The sequence below is a fragment of the Corynebacterium sp. MSK122 genome, from assembly GCF_030229435.2.
GTDB lineage: Bacteria > Actinomycetota > Actinomycetes > Mycobacteriales > Mycobacteriaceae > Corynebacterium > Corynebacterium marquesiae.
On sequence record NZ_JASPHV020000011.1, the window covers coordinates 37,845 to 53,540 of the forward strand.

General features: G+C 57.5%; 14 protein-coding genes. 4 read left to right on the plus strand and 10 right to left on the minus strand.

Annotated features, from left to right (window positions below; translation table 11 throughout):
• Nucleotides 1–68 precede the first annotated feature (68 nt).
• From zwf to pgl, 3 genes are read left to right on the plus strand one after another with little or no spacing between them, the layout of a single operon-like run.
• A complete protein-coding gene (gene zwf, locus QP934_RS06320) occupies nucleotides 69–1,601 on the plus strand; it encodes a glucose-6-phosphate dehydrogenase (protein ID WP_299137354.1) in 1,533 nt (510 codons plus the stop codon).
• Nucleotides 1,602–1,615: 14 nt separating this feature from the next.
• Nucleotides 1,616–2,551, plus strand: a complete 936-nt coding sequence (locus tag QP934_RS06325) for a glucose-6-phosphate dehydrogenase assembly protein OpcA (protein WP_284596822.1) — start codon at nucleotides 1,616–1,618, stop codon at nucleotides 2,549–2,551.
• A gap of 42 nt (nucleotides 2,552–2,593) precedes the next feature.
• The gene (gene pgl / locus QP934_RS06330; RefSeq protein ID WP_337887492.1) at nucleotides 2,594–3,355 is read left to right on the plus strand and encodes a 6-phosphogluconolactonase; all 762 of its coding nucleotides are present in this window, start codon (nucleotides 2,594–2,596) and stop codon (nucleotides 3,353–3,355) included.
• A gap of 147 nt (nucleotides 3,356–3,502) precedes the next feature.
• Here pgl and secG read toward each other — a convergent pair whose 3' ends face one another.
• The 4 genes from secG to gap all read right to left on the minus strand — a co-directional run bounded on the left by secG (nucleotide 3,503) and on the right by gap (nucleotide 7,086).
• Nucleotides 3,503–3,736: a preprotein translocase subunit SecG gene (secG, locus tag QP934_RS06335; RefSeq protein WP_005324856.1), complete on the minus strand. Its 234-nt coding sequence runs from the start codon at nucleotides 3,734–3,736 to the stop codon at nucleotides 3,503–3,505.
• A 184-nt stretch (nucleotides 3,737–3,920) separates the two neighbouring features.
• Nucleotides 3,921–4,703: a triose-phosphate isomerase gene (gene tpiA / locus QP934_RS06340; protein WP_419127097.1), complete on the minus strand. Its 783-nt coding sequence runs from the start codon at nucleotides 4,701–4,703 to the stop codon at nucleotides 3,921–3,923.
• Between the two features lie 40 nt (nucleotides 4,704–4,743).
• Nucleotides 4,744–5,961, minus strand: a complete 1,218-nt coding sequence (locus tag QP934_RS06345) for a phosphoglycerate kinase (protein ID WP_337888207.1) — start codon at nucleotides 5,959–5,961, stop codon at nucleotides 4,744–4,746.
• 117 nt (nucleotides 5,962–6,078) lie between these two features.
• A complete protein-coding gene (gene gap, locus QP934_RS06350) occupies nucleotides 6,079–7,086 on the minus strand; it encodes a type I glyceraldehyde-3-phosphate dehydrogenase (RefSeq protein ID WP_198493099.1) in 1,008 nt (335 codons plus the stop codon).
• A gap of 540 nt (nucleotides 7,087–7,626) precedes the next feature.
• Here gap and QP934_RS06355 point away from each other — a divergent pair.
• Complete coding sequence (locus QP934_RS06355) at nucleotides 7,627–9,273, plus strand: L-lactate permease (RefSeq protein WP_419127098.1); 1,647 nt, start codon at nucleotides 7,627–7,629, stop codon at nucleotides 9,271–9,273.
• 135 nt (nucleotides 9,274–9,408) lie between these two features.
• Here QP934_RS06355 and whiA read toward each other — a convergent pair whose 3' ends face one another.
• From whiA to ribH, 6 genes are all read right to left on the minus strand, one after another.
• Nucleotides 9,409–10,398, minus strand: a complete 990-nt coding sequence (whiA, locus tag QP934_RS06360; RefSeq protein ID WP_337887490.1) for a DNA-binding protein WhiA — start codon at nucleotides 10,396–10,398, stop codon at nucleotides 9,409–9,411.
• Between the two features lie 174 nt (nucleotides 10,399–10,572).
• Nucleotides 10,573–11,556 carry a uridine diphosphate-N-acetylglucosamine-binding protein YvcK gene (locus QP934_RS06365; RefSeq protein WP_337887489.1) on the minus strand — a complete coding sequence of 328 codons (984 nt, stop codon included), beginning with the start codon at nucleotides 11,554–11,556 and terminating at the stop codon, nucleotides 10,573–10,575.
• 23 nt (nucleotides 11,557–11,579) lie between these two features.
• Complete coding sequence (rapZ, locus tag QP934_RS06370; protein WP_299137368.1) at nucleotides 11,580–12,461, minus strand: RNase adapter RapZ; 882 nt, start codon at nucleotides 12,459–12,461, stop codon at nucleotides 11,580–11,582.
• A gap of 40 nt (nucleotides 12,462–12,501) precedes the next feature.
• Nucleotides 12,502–14,577 carry an excinuclease ABC subunit UvrC gene (gene uvrC, locus QP934_RS06375; RefSeq protein WP_419127099.1) on the minus strand — a complete coding sequence of 692 codons (2,076 nt, stop codon included), beginning with the start codon at nucleotides 14,575–14,577 and terminating at the stop codon, nucleotides 12,502–12,504.
• A 3-nt stretch (nucleotides 14,578–14,580) separates the two neighbouring features.
• Nucleotides 14,581–15,129: a PH domain-containing protein gene (locus QP934_RS06380; protein ID WP_419127100.1), complete on the minus strand. Its 549-nt coding sequence runs from the start codon at nucleotides 15,127–15,129 to the stop codon at nucleotides 14,581–14,583.
• Between the two features lie 75 nt (nucleotides 15,130–15,204).
• On the minus strand, nucleotides 15,205–15,684 hold the full coding sequence (gene ribH / locus QP934_RS06385) for a 6,7-dimethyl-8-ribityllumazine synthase (protein WP_049378203.1): 480 nt from the start codon (nucleotides 15,682–15,684) through the stop codon (nucleotides 15,205–15,207).
• Nucleotides 15,685–15,696 lie beyond the last annotated feature (12 nt).

Genomic DNA, 15,696 nt, shown 5'->3' on the forward strand with positions numbered 1-15,696 from the left:
TTCGGCGGGGCATTCTGCCGCTAGAATATTAGCGAGCTTAAAGCCCATAAACTCAGGAAGGATTCTTCGTGACCGACTCAGCCGCTTGGGTCAACCCCTTGCGCAATGCCAGCGACAAGCGATTACCGCGAATCGCAGGACCCGCGGGCATGGTCATCTTCGGCGTTACCGGTGACCTAGCATATAAAAAGCTACTGCCCGCAATCTACGACCTAGCGAGCCGTGGCCTCCTACCCGCTGGCTTTACCCTTGTGGGTTATGGTCGCCGTGACTGGGACAAGGTCGCATTCTGTGACTACGTTCGCTCAGCCGTCATCGCTAGCTCACGTACCGAGTTCAATGAAGATGTCTGGCAGCATTTATCCCAGGGAATCGAATTTGTGCAAGGCTCTTTCGACGATGCTGGATTCGATCGCCTCTCGGCGCGTTTGGGCGAGCTAGATCGCGAGCGCGGCACCGGCAGCAACTGGGCATACTACCTTTCGGTTCCCCCGGAATTCTTCTCCAATATCTGCCACCAGCTGGAGCGGGTGGGCATGGCCAACTCCGTCGAAGACTCGTGGCGCCGAGTAATCATTGAGAAGCCCTTCGGTCACGATCAAGAGTCGGCCCGCAAGCTCAATGAGATTGTCAACGCCGTCTTCCCCGAGTCCGCGGTCTTCCGCATTGACCATTATTTGGGCAAAGAAACGGTGCAAAACATCATGGCTTTGCGCTTTGCGAATCAAATTTTTGAGCCCATGTGGAACGCTCACTACATCGATCACGTCCAAATCACCATGGCCGAAGATATTGGCCTGGGCGGCCGCGCTGGCTATTATGACGGCATCGGTGCGGCTCGAGACGTCATCCAAAACCACCTGCTGCAGCTTTTGGCTCTAGTTGCGATGGAAGAACCGTCCTCCTTCGAGCCTGAGGCCCTGCAGGCAGAAAAGGTCAAGGTACTGCGCGCTACCCACGCCGTGCATCCACTCAATAAAACGACTGCTCGCGGCCAGTACTCCGCCGGCTGGCAAGGCTCCGAGTTTGTCAAGGGCTTGCGCGAAGAAGAAGGCTTCGACCCGGAGTCCACGACGGAGACCTATGCAGCCTGCACCTTGGAAGTAAACTCCCGCCGCTGGGGAGGAGTGCCCTTCTACCTGCGCACGGGCAAGCGCTTGGGCCGCCGCGTGACCGAGATTGCGCTGGTATTCAAGGCAGCGCCAAATCAACCATTCGTTGATGGCCAGACCGATGCGCTGGGACGAAACGCCGTAGTCATCCGCGTGCAGCCGGATGAAGGTGTCACCATGCGCTTTGGCTCCAAGGTGCCCGGCTCCACCATGGAGGTCCGCGACGTCAATATGGATTTTGCTTATGCTGAGGCCTTTACCGAGGAATCTCCGGAAGCATACGAGCGCCTGATTTTGGATGCCCTCCTCGATGAGTCCTCGCTCTTCCCCACCAACGAAGAGGTGGAACTTTCCTGGTCGATTTTGGATCCCATTATCGATTACTGGTCCGAAGCAGGCCAACCGGAGGAATACCGCGCTGGCACGTGGGGCCCAGAATCCGCCGATAGAATGTTGCGCCGCCGGGGGCACTCCTGGCGCCGCCCATAGGAGGGACGCAGACAATGATTATTCCATTGCCCAACACCACTACTCGTGAAATCTCCAAAAAGCTAGTAGAGGCCCAAGAGCACTACACCCTTACTACCGGCCGAGTACTCACCCTCATCGTGGCTGCCCGCGAGGACGATGATCTGGAAAACATCTTGGCCTCCGTGCGCGATGCCTCCCACGAGCACCCGTCGCGCGTTCTGGTCGTTGTGACGGGCGACCCGCAGGCAGATACCCACTTAGATGCGCAGCTTCGCGTGGGCGGTGAAGCGGGTGCTTCTGAGATGGTCATCATGAAGTTGCACGGCGCTTTGGCAAACCAGGACGAGGCAGTCGTTACTCCACTGCTGCTTCCCGACACCCCTTTGGTCGCCTGGTGGCCTACCTTGTGCCCGCCTGACCCAGCTTCCAGCTCGGTGGGTAAACTGGCTCAACGCCGCATCACCAACGTTGCCTATGACGGACGCGTCACGGGCGAAGATCTGCGCACCTTATCCGCCGGTTACACGCCGGGCGATTCCGATATGTCCTGGGCCGCCATCACTTTGTGGCGCGGCGTCGTGGCCTCCGCATTGGACCGCCATCCTCACGAGCCCGTGCAGTCCGTCGAGGTGGCGGGCCCTGCGGGCCACCCAGCTCCAGACTTCGCGGCCGGATGGCTCCTCGATCGTTTGGCAGTCCCCGTCCACCGCACTGTGACCGACTCTCAGGAGCCGCACTTCCCAGTGACCCACTTGCGGTTTAATCGGGAAACGAGCCACGTCGACGTTGATGTCGTCGACGAGCGCACGGTGCGTGTGTGCGTTCCAGGTTCCCCGGATTCGTTGGTGAGCCTTAGCAAGCGCTCCCAAGCTGAGGTTCTCTCTGAAGAATTGCGCCATCTGGATGCCGATAAGACTTATGCGCAAGCGCTCCGTGCGCTCGCCCAAGTAGACTACAGTAAGCACTAAAACGGCTTAACTCCGATTCTTTGCAAAGGATAGCGATACCTCATGGTAACTCTTCACCGCGTAAGCGATGTGGATGAACTTATCTCCCAGGCCGCGCTGAAATTCGTGGATACCGTAGCCCGCATCCAGGCCGCCGGTGGCGGGCTCCACCACGATGGGGTCGCGCGAGTTGTCCTAACCGGCGGTGGCGCTGGAATTGGCGTTCTCCACGAGCTAGCTCGTTTGGATTTCGCGGCACAGCAGCAAGGCGAGAATTTTCCAGCCCAGCGCATCGATTGGTCGCGCGTTCACGTCTTTTTCGGCGACGAGCGTAATGTGCCCGTCTCTGACGCAGATTCTAATGAGGGTCAAGCACGCAGTGCCCTGCTCAATCACGTAGATATTCCGGACCAGAATATTCACGGTTTTGATCTGGGCGCGGTGTCCATGGAAGCCGCGGCGAGTGCGTATGAGCCAGAGCTGAAGGAATTTGCCCCGAACGGATTCGACCTCCACCTGCTGGGCATGGGCGAAGAGGGTCATATCAATTCCTTGTTCCCCCATTCTGAGGCGGTTCGGGAGCAAGAAGAGCTAGCTGTTCCCGTTCACGACTCTCCCAAGCCGCCGAGCGAGCGCATTACCCTTACTCTTCCCGCAGTCAACAAGTCTAATCGTATCTGGCTTCTTGTTGCAGGCGAGGCCAAGGCGGAAGCTGCCAAGCACGTAGTTGAAGGCGCTGAGCCCGAAGAATGGCCGGCTGCAGGCGTGCACGGGAAGGAAGAAACCATCCTCTTCCTTGCCGATGACGCTGCCTCCGAGCTGTAGTCACGTCAGCCTAGTGCGCAGCCGAGCTGAACTTGTGGCTCGGCGCCACGCAAAAAAGCGCCGGTACCGCTTCCCCACCGCCAGTTCCCACAGGGAACCAGAAGGTTGGAAGCCGATACCGGCGCTTTCGCTATTCTAGCTGGTGGCTTAAGCGAATGCCTGGATGAGGTTGAGGCCTACGATGCACGCAAGCCAGATAATTACCATGACCACGGTGTAACGGTCCAAGTTCTTTTCCACGACGGTCGAGCCGGAAAGGTTCGACTGCACGCCACCGCCGAAGAGGCTGGACAGGCCACCACCTTTACCCTTGTGCAGCAGCACGAAGATGGACATCAAAATAGCTGCGATGACCAAGATGATTTCCAGTGCCAAGACCATGAGGACAATCCTTATTTCTAACGTGCGCCCTGCGGGTAGCTCTCGCCACCCTCTAGCGCGGAATCGTACTTTTAGGCTTCGCGTACAGCAAAGCAATCACATCGGCCCACTCTACACGATGGCGCGGGCTGGAACCATTCCAACCCGCGCCTTAGCGCCAACCTGTGACAGGTGATAATTCCTGTTAGCTCAGGGCATTAGCTGCGTTGGCAGCCAACTTGGCAAACTCCTCACCGACCAAGGAGGCGCCACCGATCAGGCCGCCGTCGACGTCAGGCTTGCTGACGATCTCTGCAACGGAATCAACTTTGACGGAACCACCGTAGAGAATGCGGATACCTGCAGCAACCTCCTCACCTGCGAGCTCCTTTACGAGCTCGCGGATGGCGGCGCAGACTTCCTGGGCATCGTCTGCGGAAGCAACCTTGCCGGTGCCAATCGCCCACACTGGCTCGTAGGCGATAACAGTCTTGGCAAGCTGGTCTGCGCTCAGGCCAGCCAAAGAATCGCGGGTCTGGTTAACCACGTAGTCCACGTGGGTACCGGCCTCGCGTACAGCCAACGGCTCGCCTACGCACACGATGGGGCTGATGCCATTGTCCAATGCTGCGGCTGCCTTCTCTGCAACTAGCTTATCGGTCTCGCCGTGGTACTGACGGCGCTCCGAGTGGCCCACGACCACCCAGCTGCAGCCGAGCTTGGCGAGCATCTTGCCAGATACTTCACCAGTGAATGCGCCGGACTCGTGCTTAGAAATGTCCTGCGCACCGTAGGTGACCTGCAGCTTGTCGCCTTCCACCAACGTCTGGATGGTGCGAATATCAGTAAACGGGACCATGTAGGCCACGTCGACCTTCTCGTAGTAGTCCTTTGGCAGGGAGAAGGCGAACTTTTGAACGGAGCCGATGGCCTCGACGTGGTCGAGGTTCATCTTCCAGTTACCTGCAATAAGTGGGGTACGTGCCATGAATTTTTCCTCTCTTTTTTGGCAAGTTGATCAGGCAGTTTTAGGCTTCCAGGACAGAGACTCCCGGAAGCTCCTTGCCCTCGAGGTACTCGAGGGAGGCGCCGCCACCGGTGGAGATGTGGCTGAAGCCGTCCTCGTCCAAGCCAAGCATGCGCACGGAGGCAGCGGAGTCGCCGCCACCGACGACGGAGAAAGAACCGTTGTTTGCGGTGGCGTCGATAATAGCCTGCGCTACACCAGCAGTGCCCTTGGAGAAAGCTTCCATTTCGAATACGCCCATCGGGCCATTCCAGAAGACGGTCTTGGAAGAAGCAAGAACCTCTGCAAACTTTTCCACGGACTTTGGTCCAATATCCAGGGACATCCAGCCCTCAGGGATGCTATCGAGCTCGACTACCTGGGTCTCTGCATCCGCCGCGAACTTGCTTGCAGCAGTGAGATCAACCGGAAGCACCAGCTTGTCGCCAAAGCGCTCGAGCAGGTCCTTGCAGTTTTCGATCTGGTCTTCTTGAAGCAGGGACTCTTGGACGTTATAGCCCTTGGCGGCCAGCAGGGTGTAGCACATGCCACCACCAATGATGACCTTGTCTGCCTTGCCGGCCAGTGCTTCAATCACGCCGAGCTTATCCGAAACCTTGGCACCGCCAAGGACAACCACGTACGGGTGCTCCGGCTCCTTAGCCACGGTGGAAAGAACCGAAAGTTCCTTCTCTACGAGCTTGCCTGCGTAAGCCGGTAGGCGCTTAGCGACGTCATACACAGATGCCTGCGCACGGTGGACAACGCCAAAGCCATCAGAAACAAAAGCGCCGTTATCGGCTGCCAGAGCAACGAGCTCGTCAGCGAACTGGCCGCGTTCAGCCTCGTCCTTGGAGGTCTCACGGGGGTCGAAGCGGACGTTTTCAACCAACATCACGTCACCGTCGTTGAGGCCGTTGGCGCGCTCATGTGCGTCTTCTCCGGTGACGTCGCCGGCTAGGGCAACGTACTGGTCAAGCGCCTCAGACAGCGCTTTAGCTACTGGAGCCAAAGAGAACTTAGAGTTTACCTCACCCTTTGGACGACCCAGGTGTGCGGAAAGAATGACCTTTGCGCCACCTTCTACCAGTGCCTTGATGGTCGGAAGAGAAGCGTTAATACGTCCGGGATCGGTAATGTTTCCCTCTTCATCAAGTGGAACATTGAAGTCAGAGCGGACGAGGACGTGGCGGGATTCAACGCCCTCCTTGAGAAGATCGTCAAGTGTCTGGAAAGCCATTAATTACTCCTTAAATAATTCGGACGGGTTAAAAGGCTATAGATATAAGAATACCGGCCGCGACGCAGCGCCGTGAAGGCTTGCATCAGGCCGGTTCGTCATTGCTAGAACTCTAGTTTAGAGCTTGTCTGCCACCAGGTTGGTCAGGCGTACGAGCTGGGAGGTGTAGCCCCACTCGTTGTCGTACCAGCCCAGAACCTTGACCAGGTTGCCGTTGGAAACCTTGGTCATGCCGGAGTCGAAGATGCAGCCGTGCGGGGAGGTAACAATGTCAGTGGAAACCAGCGGATCCTCGGTGTATGCGAGCGTGTCCTTGAGCTCGCCCTCAGCAGCTTCCTTCAGGGCGGCGTTGATTTCCTCGGCGGTGACATCGCGGGAAGCGGTGAAGGTCAGGTCGGTAGCGGAGCCGGTGATAACCGGGACGCGCATTGCGTAACCATCCAGCTTGCCGTCCAGCTCAGGCAGAACCAGGGATACGGCCTTAGCAGCGCCAGTGGAGGTAGGCACCATGTTTACTGCAGCGGCACGGGCGCGGCGCGGATCCTTGTGCGGAGCGTCCTGGATGCGCTGGTCGCCGGTGTAAGCGTGAACGGTGGTCATCAGGCCCTTTTCAATGCCGAACTTGTCATTGAGAACCTTTGCCATCGGTGCCAGGCAGTTAGTGGTGCAGGATGCTGCGGAGATGACGTTGTGGTTTGCCGGATCATAGGTGTCAGAGTTGACGCCATAGACGAAGGTGGCGTCTACTTCCTTGCCCGGAGCGGAGATGATGACCTTCTTGGCGCCAGCCTCGAGGTGAGCCTTAGCGTCGTTGCCGTTAGTGAAGCGGCCGGTGGACTCGATGACGAGGTCTACGTTGTACTCACCCCACTTGAGCTGCTTCGGGTCCTTCTCTGCGGTTACCACGATGCGGTGGCCGTTAACAGTAATGGACTCATCGTCGTGAGTAATTTCGCCATCGAAGCGGCCCAGTACGGAGTCGTACTTCAGCAGGTTAGCCAGCGAGGCGTTGTCGGTCAGGTCGTTTACTGCAACAACTTCGAGGTTGTTGTCACCCTGAGCGACTGCACGGAAAAAGTTGCGGCCGATGCGGCCAAAGCCATTGATACCTACGCGGATAGTCACTGTATTTCTCCTCAAAGAGTCGAGTAAATGTGTGTACGGGCATGTGCGCGGGTTCTTCAATGAAGTCTCTGTTTGAGAAGCGCCCGAGCGTTTTCCCTTACATTGCCGATACTACCGAGCGTTTTTTGTCAGCGCAGGCTCCCAGCGGCCGTATGAACTAGTGGATGACAGAATATCCAAAAGCGCGTACACTCTTTCCGATCCTTTTTATTTCCCACATACAAACCCGCTGGATAGGCCCGAACACGTGGGTTTGTGTTGGGTTTACCCCGTTAACGTGAGATATATCACTGTGCAGCTTCAGGAGTTGCGTCCGCCTCTGTCCGATCGGACATTGAGAAATGCTGCCGCTAACCCCTATCAAGACGACCGTATTGTTTCCGTGACGCCCACCGCACGATATGCTTTCCTTACTCACTGGCTCACAAAGCGTTTAAGGCAACCCTGCCTGCTCTAGCGCCACCGTTGGTCACCGTGAGAATGCTTCATGTGCCCGTAATTTCCTACGGGCAAGACCACCGTAGAAATCAAGGACTTCTCTTGTTCGAAATAAATACCTCTGCTGTGGGTGACAGCCTCGGGCTTACCGCTCTGGTGGCGATTCTCCCGCTCATTGCATTCTTTATCATGCTGCTAGGCGTTAAGGCACGCGCGCATACTTCTGGCGCCGTTGCCCTGGCAGTATCTCTCATTATTGCCATCGTCGGCTTCTCCATGCCGGTAGATATGGCCTTGTCCTCCGCCGTACGTGGCGGTCTATTCGGACTCCTGCCCATCGTCTGGGTCATCATTACTGCAATTTGGTTCTATGAAATCACCGTAGCTTCCGGGCGCTTCGAGGACCTGCGCAAGACCTTTGATCTTCTGGGTGATGGCGATATTCGCATTCAGGCTATCCTCATTGCCTTCTGTTTTGGCGGTTTGTTGGAGGCCCTCGCTGGCTTCGGCGCCCCCGTAGCCATTACCGCGACCATGATCATGGCCCTTGGCGTGAAGCCACTGCGCGCGGCAACAGTAGTTCTGATTGCTAATACCGCTCCGGTTGCTTTTGGCGCGGTTGGTATCCCGGTAACCACTGCTGGCGAGGTAGCCGGTCGCAGCGCCGAGCAAACTCACGACATCGCAGCGCTTATTTCCTTGCAAGTGCTGCTCATCGCCGCCATCGTGCCATTCCTTATCGCCTTCATCTTGGACGGCTTCCGCGGTGTCAAGGAAACTGCCCCAGCCGCTGCCGTGATTGGCATTTCCTTCGCGTTCGCTCAGTGGTTGGCCGCGACTTTCTTTGCGTACCAGCTCACCAACGTCATCGCCTGCATCGTCTCCTTGGGCTGTGCTTTCGCCTTCCTCCGGGTATGGAAGCCGAAGGGCGTCAAGGAGTTGCGCGAGCGTCTCGAGCTGCCTGCCGCCGAGTCCACCACCGATCTCAACGGACGCCGTATCTGGATGGCGCTACTTCCCTACGCCGTAGTGACCGTTGTCTTTGCTGTGGCAACCGCTGCCCCCGCTATCTTCGGATTCCTTAAGCTCCACTTTGCCTGGCCTTTGCTTGATGACGCAATTGTCGACGCCGACGGCAACCTCATGGATACCAGCTTCAGCTTCAATGTCTTTGGCAACCCAGGTACGCTCCTGCTGCTCTCGGGCATTATCGTTGCGGTTGTCTACCACTTCTTCAATGAAAATGGCCGCTACAGCCTAAGCTTTGGGCAACCAGTGAGCGCTTTTGGGAACGTCGTCAGCCGCATGAAGTTCTCAGCTCTTACCATCATCCTGGTGCTGGCCTTGGCCTATACGATGAACTACTCCGGCCAGACTATTGCTATTGGTGAGTTCGTCTCTTCTGCCGGCAGCATCTTTGCGCTCTTCGCCCCAGTCCTGGGCTGGATTGGTACCGCGGTTACTGGATCCGATACATCTGCTAATGCCCTCTTTGCCAACCTGCAGGTAGCAGCGGCAGAACGAATCAGCGTAAACCCTGACCTCATGCTCGCGGCCAATACCGCAGGCGGCGTCGTGGGCAAGATGATCTCCCCGCAGTCCCTTGCAATTGCGGCTACCGCCGTCAATATGGAGGGCAAGGAATCTGTCATCCTGAAGAACGTAGTGGGCTACTCCGTGGCCTTCCTGGCTTTTGTCTGTGTCATCGTGTTCTTGATGACCAACGTCCTAGGGTTCCTAGTTCCCTAGTTCTTTAACGCTTCTGGCTAGCCGGTTGCGTACCTGCTAGCCGCCAGGAAGACAGTAAAAATCTCCCCGCAGCTGCGCCTACCGCTTTGGTATCCGCACTGCGGGGAGTTCTTTTAATGTAGGTGATTCCGAGCGTCAGGATTCGTTGAAGAGGTCATCTGTAATCGCTTGGTTGGTATCGGGGATATCGAGCTCCTCGGCTCGTTTATCGGCCATCGACAGCAAGCGGCGAATACGCCCGGCTACTGCGTCCTTGGTCATAGGAGGCTCAGCCAAGCGGCCCAACTCTTCGAGCGAAGCCTCGCGGTGCTGAACTCGCAAACGGCCCGCGTCTGCCAAGTGCTCAGGAACATCGTCACCTAATATCTCCATGGCGCGGTCAACGCGTGCTGCCGCGGTAACCGCGGCGCGGGCAGAGCGCCGAAGATTGGCGTCATCAAAATTGTCCAAGCGCCGAGACGTATCGTGCGCCTCCCGCTTAACTCGCTTCTTTTCCCAGCTCAATCGAGTCTCCTGAGCGCCCATACGCGTAAGAAGCGCCCCGATAGCATCACCATCGCGTACAACGACGCGATCTTCACCGCGAGTCTCCTTAGTCTTCGCAGAGATACCAAGGCGGCGGGCGCAGCCCACCAGTGCCAACGCAGCCTCTTGGCACGGGCAGGTAACTTCCAGCGCGGAAGAGCGGCCTGGCTCCGTGAGGCTGCCATGGGCAAGGAAGGCTCCGCGCCATGCTGCTTCGCTATCGGCCACGGTGCCGGAGATGACCTGCGGCGGCAGCCCTACTACCGCATGGCCCGAGCGGGTGATAAGCCCCAGCCGACGGGTCAGCTCTTTCGCGCCCGTGGAGATGCGAACCGTTACGCGAGTCTTCTTGGTGGTTCCTGCCGGGCCGACTACATGGCTATCGGCAGTAATCCCATAGAGGTCATCGAGAGCGTTCATGAAGCGCCGCGCAATGGCGTGGCTTTCTAGCTCTAACTCATAGGACATGCTGTCACCGGAAATATCTAGCTCGCCGGCGAATCGCAACATCGCCGCGAGTTCGGCAGCGCGAGCGGACTGGCGTGGCACAACGACAGCCGTCAATTCTTCTTTGACCTGGTCGGTCAATGGTGTGGTCACCTAGTTCGCCCCATTTCTATTCTCACAGTCACAAAGTACGCATACCGGCTAGAGCCATTGCTCCCAGCCCAGTGCGGTGAAAGGATTTCTGACATCATACCGCGCACGCTTGGTCACCGCGCAGTCGGTCGAGCGCGAGCGGCCGCACGCTAGCCTGAAGAGTAGGTGCCAGTTCTAATCGCTAGTGCTGCGATAGTCCGAATATAGGTCCAGAAGTGCTGTAGACAGCTTTTCAGGGTCGTGCTTATTGATACTGCGACCATTGGCATCAACTTGGCTTACGTCCGCGAAGGTAGCGCGAGCGCCAAGGGACTGCGCGGCACGCTGAATATAGACGCGCTCACTATCGGTAGGCAAAGCCGTCTCGTCCACCAAAATGCGGTCAATTCGCAGATCAGGGGCGTGTTGAGCGAGCACATGCAAGTGACGCTCTGCGGAGAAGCCATGAGTTTCGCCCGGCTCGGGCGAAAGGTTCAATACGACGACGCGCAGCGCATCGGAAGCAGAAATCGCATCCACTACCTGCGGCACGAGAGTATGCGGCAAAACCGAACTAAACCATGAGCCTGGTCCGATAGTAATGAGATCCGCGTGCTGGATGGCATCGAGGGCATCAGGATTCGCTTTGGGCCGTTCGGGCACGATGCGCACGCGACGCACCTGGCCCGGCGTGGAAGCGACGGCAACCTGGCCGCGGACCTGGCGCATAACACGGGGGTCGTCGTCAAGCCCGGCTACGTCAGCTTCAATCTCTAAGGCCTGGTTGACTACTGGGAAGACTCGCCCCTGTGAATTAGTAAGTTCTGCGATGGTATCCAGGGCAGCTTGATAATCACCGAGCACATCCGTCAATCCCGCAATCATCAGATTGCCTACCGCATGCCCTGCCATCGCGCCATTGCCACCGAAACGGTGTTGCAAGGTTCGTGCCCACAAGTCCCCCACTGGGTCACTATTAGCCAAGGCGGCCAGCGCCATGCGCAAGTCACCCGGTGGAATGATTTCCAGCTCGCGGCGCAAACGACCAGAGGAGCCGCCATCATCCGCGACCGTAACAATGGCAGAAATATCGACCGCCTCGCTAAAGCGTGCGGACAGAAGGGTTTGATAAAGTCCATGGCCGCCGCCAAGGCAAACCATGTGTGAAGGTTTGGTCATAAAAGCGTTAAAACTCCTGTGCTCTAGCCTCGAGCGATATCCCTATGCAAGGTGCTGACGTCTAATGTGTCATTGTCCCGCAGGCGCGCCGCAATAGCCTCTGCGACGGCAACGGACCGGTGGTGACCGCCCGTGCAACCGACGCCAACCGTGATGAAGTTCTTGCCCTCATGGCGGTAGCCATCCAGCATGGTAGAAAACATCTGCAAGAAATTGTCCACGAATTCCTCCGCCGCTGGCTGCGAGAGCACATAGTGGGCAACCGGTTCATCCGTGCCGCGATATCCTCGCAGTTCTGGAACCCAATAGGGGTTGGGCAGGAACCGCACGTCTACCACTAAGTCGGCATCGCGGGGCGAGCCATTTTTAAATCCAAAGGATTCAACAGTGACATGCTGCTTTTCATTTTGCATCTCACCAAAGGCGGCCTCAATGGCACGGCGGAGATCATGAATGGATAGGTTCGTCGTATCGATAATGATATCCGCATGGGAACGCACATCTGCCACTGCCCGGCGCTCGCGTTGGATTCCTACTTTGAGCGTGTCCCCCTCCTGCAGCGGGTGGGTGCGCCGCACCGAATCGAACCGGCGGATAAGCACATCATCGCGAGCATCCAAAAAGAGCACCGTGGGCTTCATATTTAGTTCCGTAAGCTCATTCATAATCTCTAACAGAGACCCTGGGAACATGCGCGAGCGCACATCCGTTACGGCTGCTACCTTGCCCACTGGAGTTTCCTCTTGGTTGCACAGCTTGAGCAGGTCAACAATGGCGCGAGGCGGAATATTGTGGGCCACGTAGTAGCCCTTGTCCTCAAACACTTTGGCAGCGGAACTCAACCCGCCGCCGGACATACCGGTTATCAAAATGGGTGGAGTTTCGAAATGCGTCATGCTCTTCAGTCTAGCGCTTCAAGATTCGCTGCCTCTAGGAGAATGCCACTTAATTGCCCGCAGAATCATGCAAACTCTCGTACACGGTCTGGGCCAGTTTGGGACCAAAACCGTTTACCTCACAGATCTCTTCCACAGTGGCGGCCTTGAGCTTTTTCACCGAACCGAAATGCTTGACCAGATCGGTGCGCCGTTGCGGACCCAATCCCGGAACGGAATCGAGTACCGAGGAACGCAGCCGCTTCGAGCGCTGCTGCCGGTGGTAAGTAATGGCGAAGCGGTGGGCTTCATCACGAACTTGCTGCAGGAGGAAGAGTGCTTGCGAGTTTCGCGGCAAAATCACCGGCTCATCATCGCCGGGAACCCAGATTTCCTCGAGGCGCTTGGCCAAGCCCACTAGAGTTACATCCACGATGCCTAACTCATCAAATACCTCTTGAGCCGCGGCCACCTGGGGCGCACCGCCATCCACGATAAAAAGCTGCGGTGGATACGCAAAGCGGCGCCCCGCTTCGGCAGATTCTTCCGCCACCTTCTCCTCTGCAAAGGTAGACTCTTCTACTTCCTCATCCGGATGGGCCAGCTTATCTTGCTTATGGCGCTTAAAGCGACGCCGCGTGATCTCTGCGATAGAACCGACGTCATCCGAGCGGCCATCACCTGCCGCCTCCTTGATGCGGTAGCGCCTATAGTCCGACTTCTTGGGCAAACCATCTTCAAAGACCACCAGGGAAGCAACCACATCTGTGCCTTGAATATGCGAGATATCGGTACATTCGATGCGCAATGGGGCTTGCTCCATACCTAGGGCTTCTTGAATATCCTGCAATGCCGCCGAACGTGCGGTGAGGTCTCCTACCCGCTTGAGCTTATGCTGACGCAACTGCTCCTTGGCGTTTTTCTCCACCGTGGCCAAAAGCTGCTTTTTATCGCCGCGCTGGGGAACACGCAGGTCCACCTGGGCACCGCGCAGCTCCTCCAACAACTCGATGACCTGCTCCGGCTCATCCGGCAGGGTCTGAACCAAAATCTGGCGTGGAATAACCTGCACGCGGCGGGATTTCATGTGCGATTCTTGGTCCACCCCGCGCCGCTTCACGTCCGCGGCAAGCGCAGCATCTTCGCGCGCCTCTTGTTTCTCGCGCTCTACTGCATCGGAATAGAACTGGATGAGGAAGTTTTGAACCAACGCGGGCAGCGCGGGATCAGGTTTTCCTTCTTCCAAAGGCTCTGAACTCGCCTGATCGCCGGCGCGTTCGACTACCCAACCGCGCTGACCGCGAATGCGCCCATCGCGAACGTGGAAAATCTGGACCGCTGCCTCAAGTTCATCGGAGTTAAAAGCAATGAGATCAGCATCTGTGCCGTCTGTGAAGACCACGGCCTGCTGTTCCATAATCTTGTCAATAGCGCCCAAATCATCGCGCAGGCGCGCCGCGCGCTCGAACTCTAGGTTCTCGGCGGCCTGCTCCATGTCCTGGGTAAGTTTGCGGCGTACTGAACCGGTGTTGCCGTTCATGAAGGACACGAGATCGTTGACCGTCTCGCGGTGGTCTTCCTTGCTTACTCGGCCAATGCAGGGTGCATCGCATTTGCCGATGTATCCCAAAAGGCACGGACGCCCTAGCCGCTCATGCCGGTTATATACTCCCTTGGAGCAAGTACGCATAGGAAAGACACGGGTAAGCAAGTCCAAGCTTTCGCGCACGGCCCAAGCATGGGAATAGGGGCCGAAATAGCGTACGCCCTTGCGCCGCGGTCCACGGTAGAAGAAGGCGCGAGGGACCGTCTCTCCGACCGAAACCGCGAGCATAGGATAGGTCTTATCGTCGCGGTACATGACGTTGAAGTGTGGATCAAAGCGCTTGATCCACGTGTACTCCAACTGCAAGGCTTCCACCTCGCTGGCAACTACCGTCCACTCCACCGAGTTGGCGGTGAGGACCATTTGGCGAGTACGCGGGTGCAGTTGCGTGATGTCCTGGAAATAGTTAGACAGCCGAGCGCGCAGGTTCTTGGCTTTGCCCACGTAGATAACGCGGCGGTTTTCATCGCGGAACTTATAGACGCCTGGGTCGGTGGGAATGGTCCCCGGAGCCGGGCGGTAGGTGGTGGGGTCAGCCAATTGTTAATCCTGGGGCATGTACTTGGCTTCCACGTCGCGGAAGCGGCGGACGTTGTCAATGACGGTGTCCTTATCGCCGGACTGCAACGCCCAGATGGGAACGAACTCGAACTCGGGCAGCTCAAGGCGTGCCATACGTTGGCCCACGGGGAAGGAAAGTCCGTAGACCACCTGCCACGGATAAAAGCGGGTGCCCACGATATTGCGGACTTCTACCCCATCCTCATTGGCACGCAAGCGGGGACGGTTAAAAGCGATCCAGGAGAGAACGGAAATGAGAACACCAACGCCAGGGAAGGCGAATTTGTCGATGGTGGTCACGTGCGCACCGGTAAAAGACACATCCAAGGTGACTCCCATGAAGATATGGATGGCCAGAACGAGAATCACCCAGGCGATAGCCACCTTGCGCAGGAAGGGCGAGGTCGCCGTGAACTCCCACGGTTTAGACGTGGTCTGTGCGAAGGGATCGGCGCTGGTATAGGCCAATACTTCGGCGTCGCTAAGCTGGCGGCTGTGCTGCGGATTCTTTGGGGCCTGCGCCTCGTTCATGTGCATACTCCTTTGGGGTGCGCCCCGCCGGCCACATTAGTGGTCAAACGTTGGGCGCTGACGCATTGCTAGAGGTTATTTTTGTGCTGCGTTTAGTGTACGCAACTGCAGTGCGGTGTCTAAAGCCGCGATCATAGCTTCGGCGCCCTTGTTTTCTACCGAATCTGCAAAACCGGCGCGGTCGATAGCCTGCTGCTGGTCGTTAACGGTCAAAACGCCATTAGCTACCGGGGTGGATTCATCGAGTGAGATACGAGTCAGCGCCTGGGTGACGGAGTCGCATACGTAGTCAAAGTGGGGGGTGCCGCCACGGATAACGCAGCCTAGTGCCACCACGGCATCGTAGGAGCGGGCTGCTGCTTGGACCACAACGCCAAGTTCCAGGGCACCTACCACTCGGTATTCAGCAACCTCGGCACCATTATCGGTAGCAGTCTGCACCGCCTGGGCATGGAGCTGGTCGCAGATTTCTGCGTTCCACGTAGCAGTAACCACAGCAACGCGCAGTCCACTGCCATCAACCTGGGCAATATCAGGCAGGCCTTCTTTACTCATCGCTATCCTTTC

Excerpts from the sequence above, each read along its gene's own strand:
- tpiA (WP_419127097.1), bottom strand. The coding sequence starts at position 4,703 with ATGGCACGTACCCCACTTATTGCAGGTAACTGGAAGATGAACCTCGAC.
- pgl (WP_337887492.1), top strand. The coding sequence starts at position 2,594 with ATGGTAACTCTTCACCGCGTAAGCGATGTGGATGAACTTATCTCCCAG.
- QP934_RS06345 (WP_337888207.1), bottom strand. The coding sequence starts at position 5,961 with ATGGCTTTCCAGACACTTGACGATCTTCTCAAGGAGGGCGTTGAATCC.
- ribH (WP_049378203.1), bottom strand. The coding sequence starts at position 15,684 with ATGAGTAAAGAAGGCCTGCCTGATATTGCCCAGGTTGATGGCAGTGGA.
- secG (WP_005324856.1), bottom strand. The coding sequence starts at position 3,736 with ATGGTCTTGGCACTGGAAATCATCTTGGTCATCGCAGCTATTTTGATG.
- QP934_RS06325 (WP_284596822.1), top strand. The coding sequence starts at position 1,616 with ATGATTATTCCATTGCCCAACACCACTACTCGTGAAATCTCCAAAAAG.
- QP934_RS06380 (WP_419127100.1), bottom strand. The coding sequence starts at position 15,129 with ATGAACGAGGCGCAGGCCCCAAAGAATCCGCAGCACAGCCGCCAGCTT.
- QP934_RS06365 (WP_337887489.1), bottom strand. The coding sequence starts at position 11,556 with ATGACCAAACCTTCACACATGGTTTGCCTTGGCGGCGGCCATGGACTT.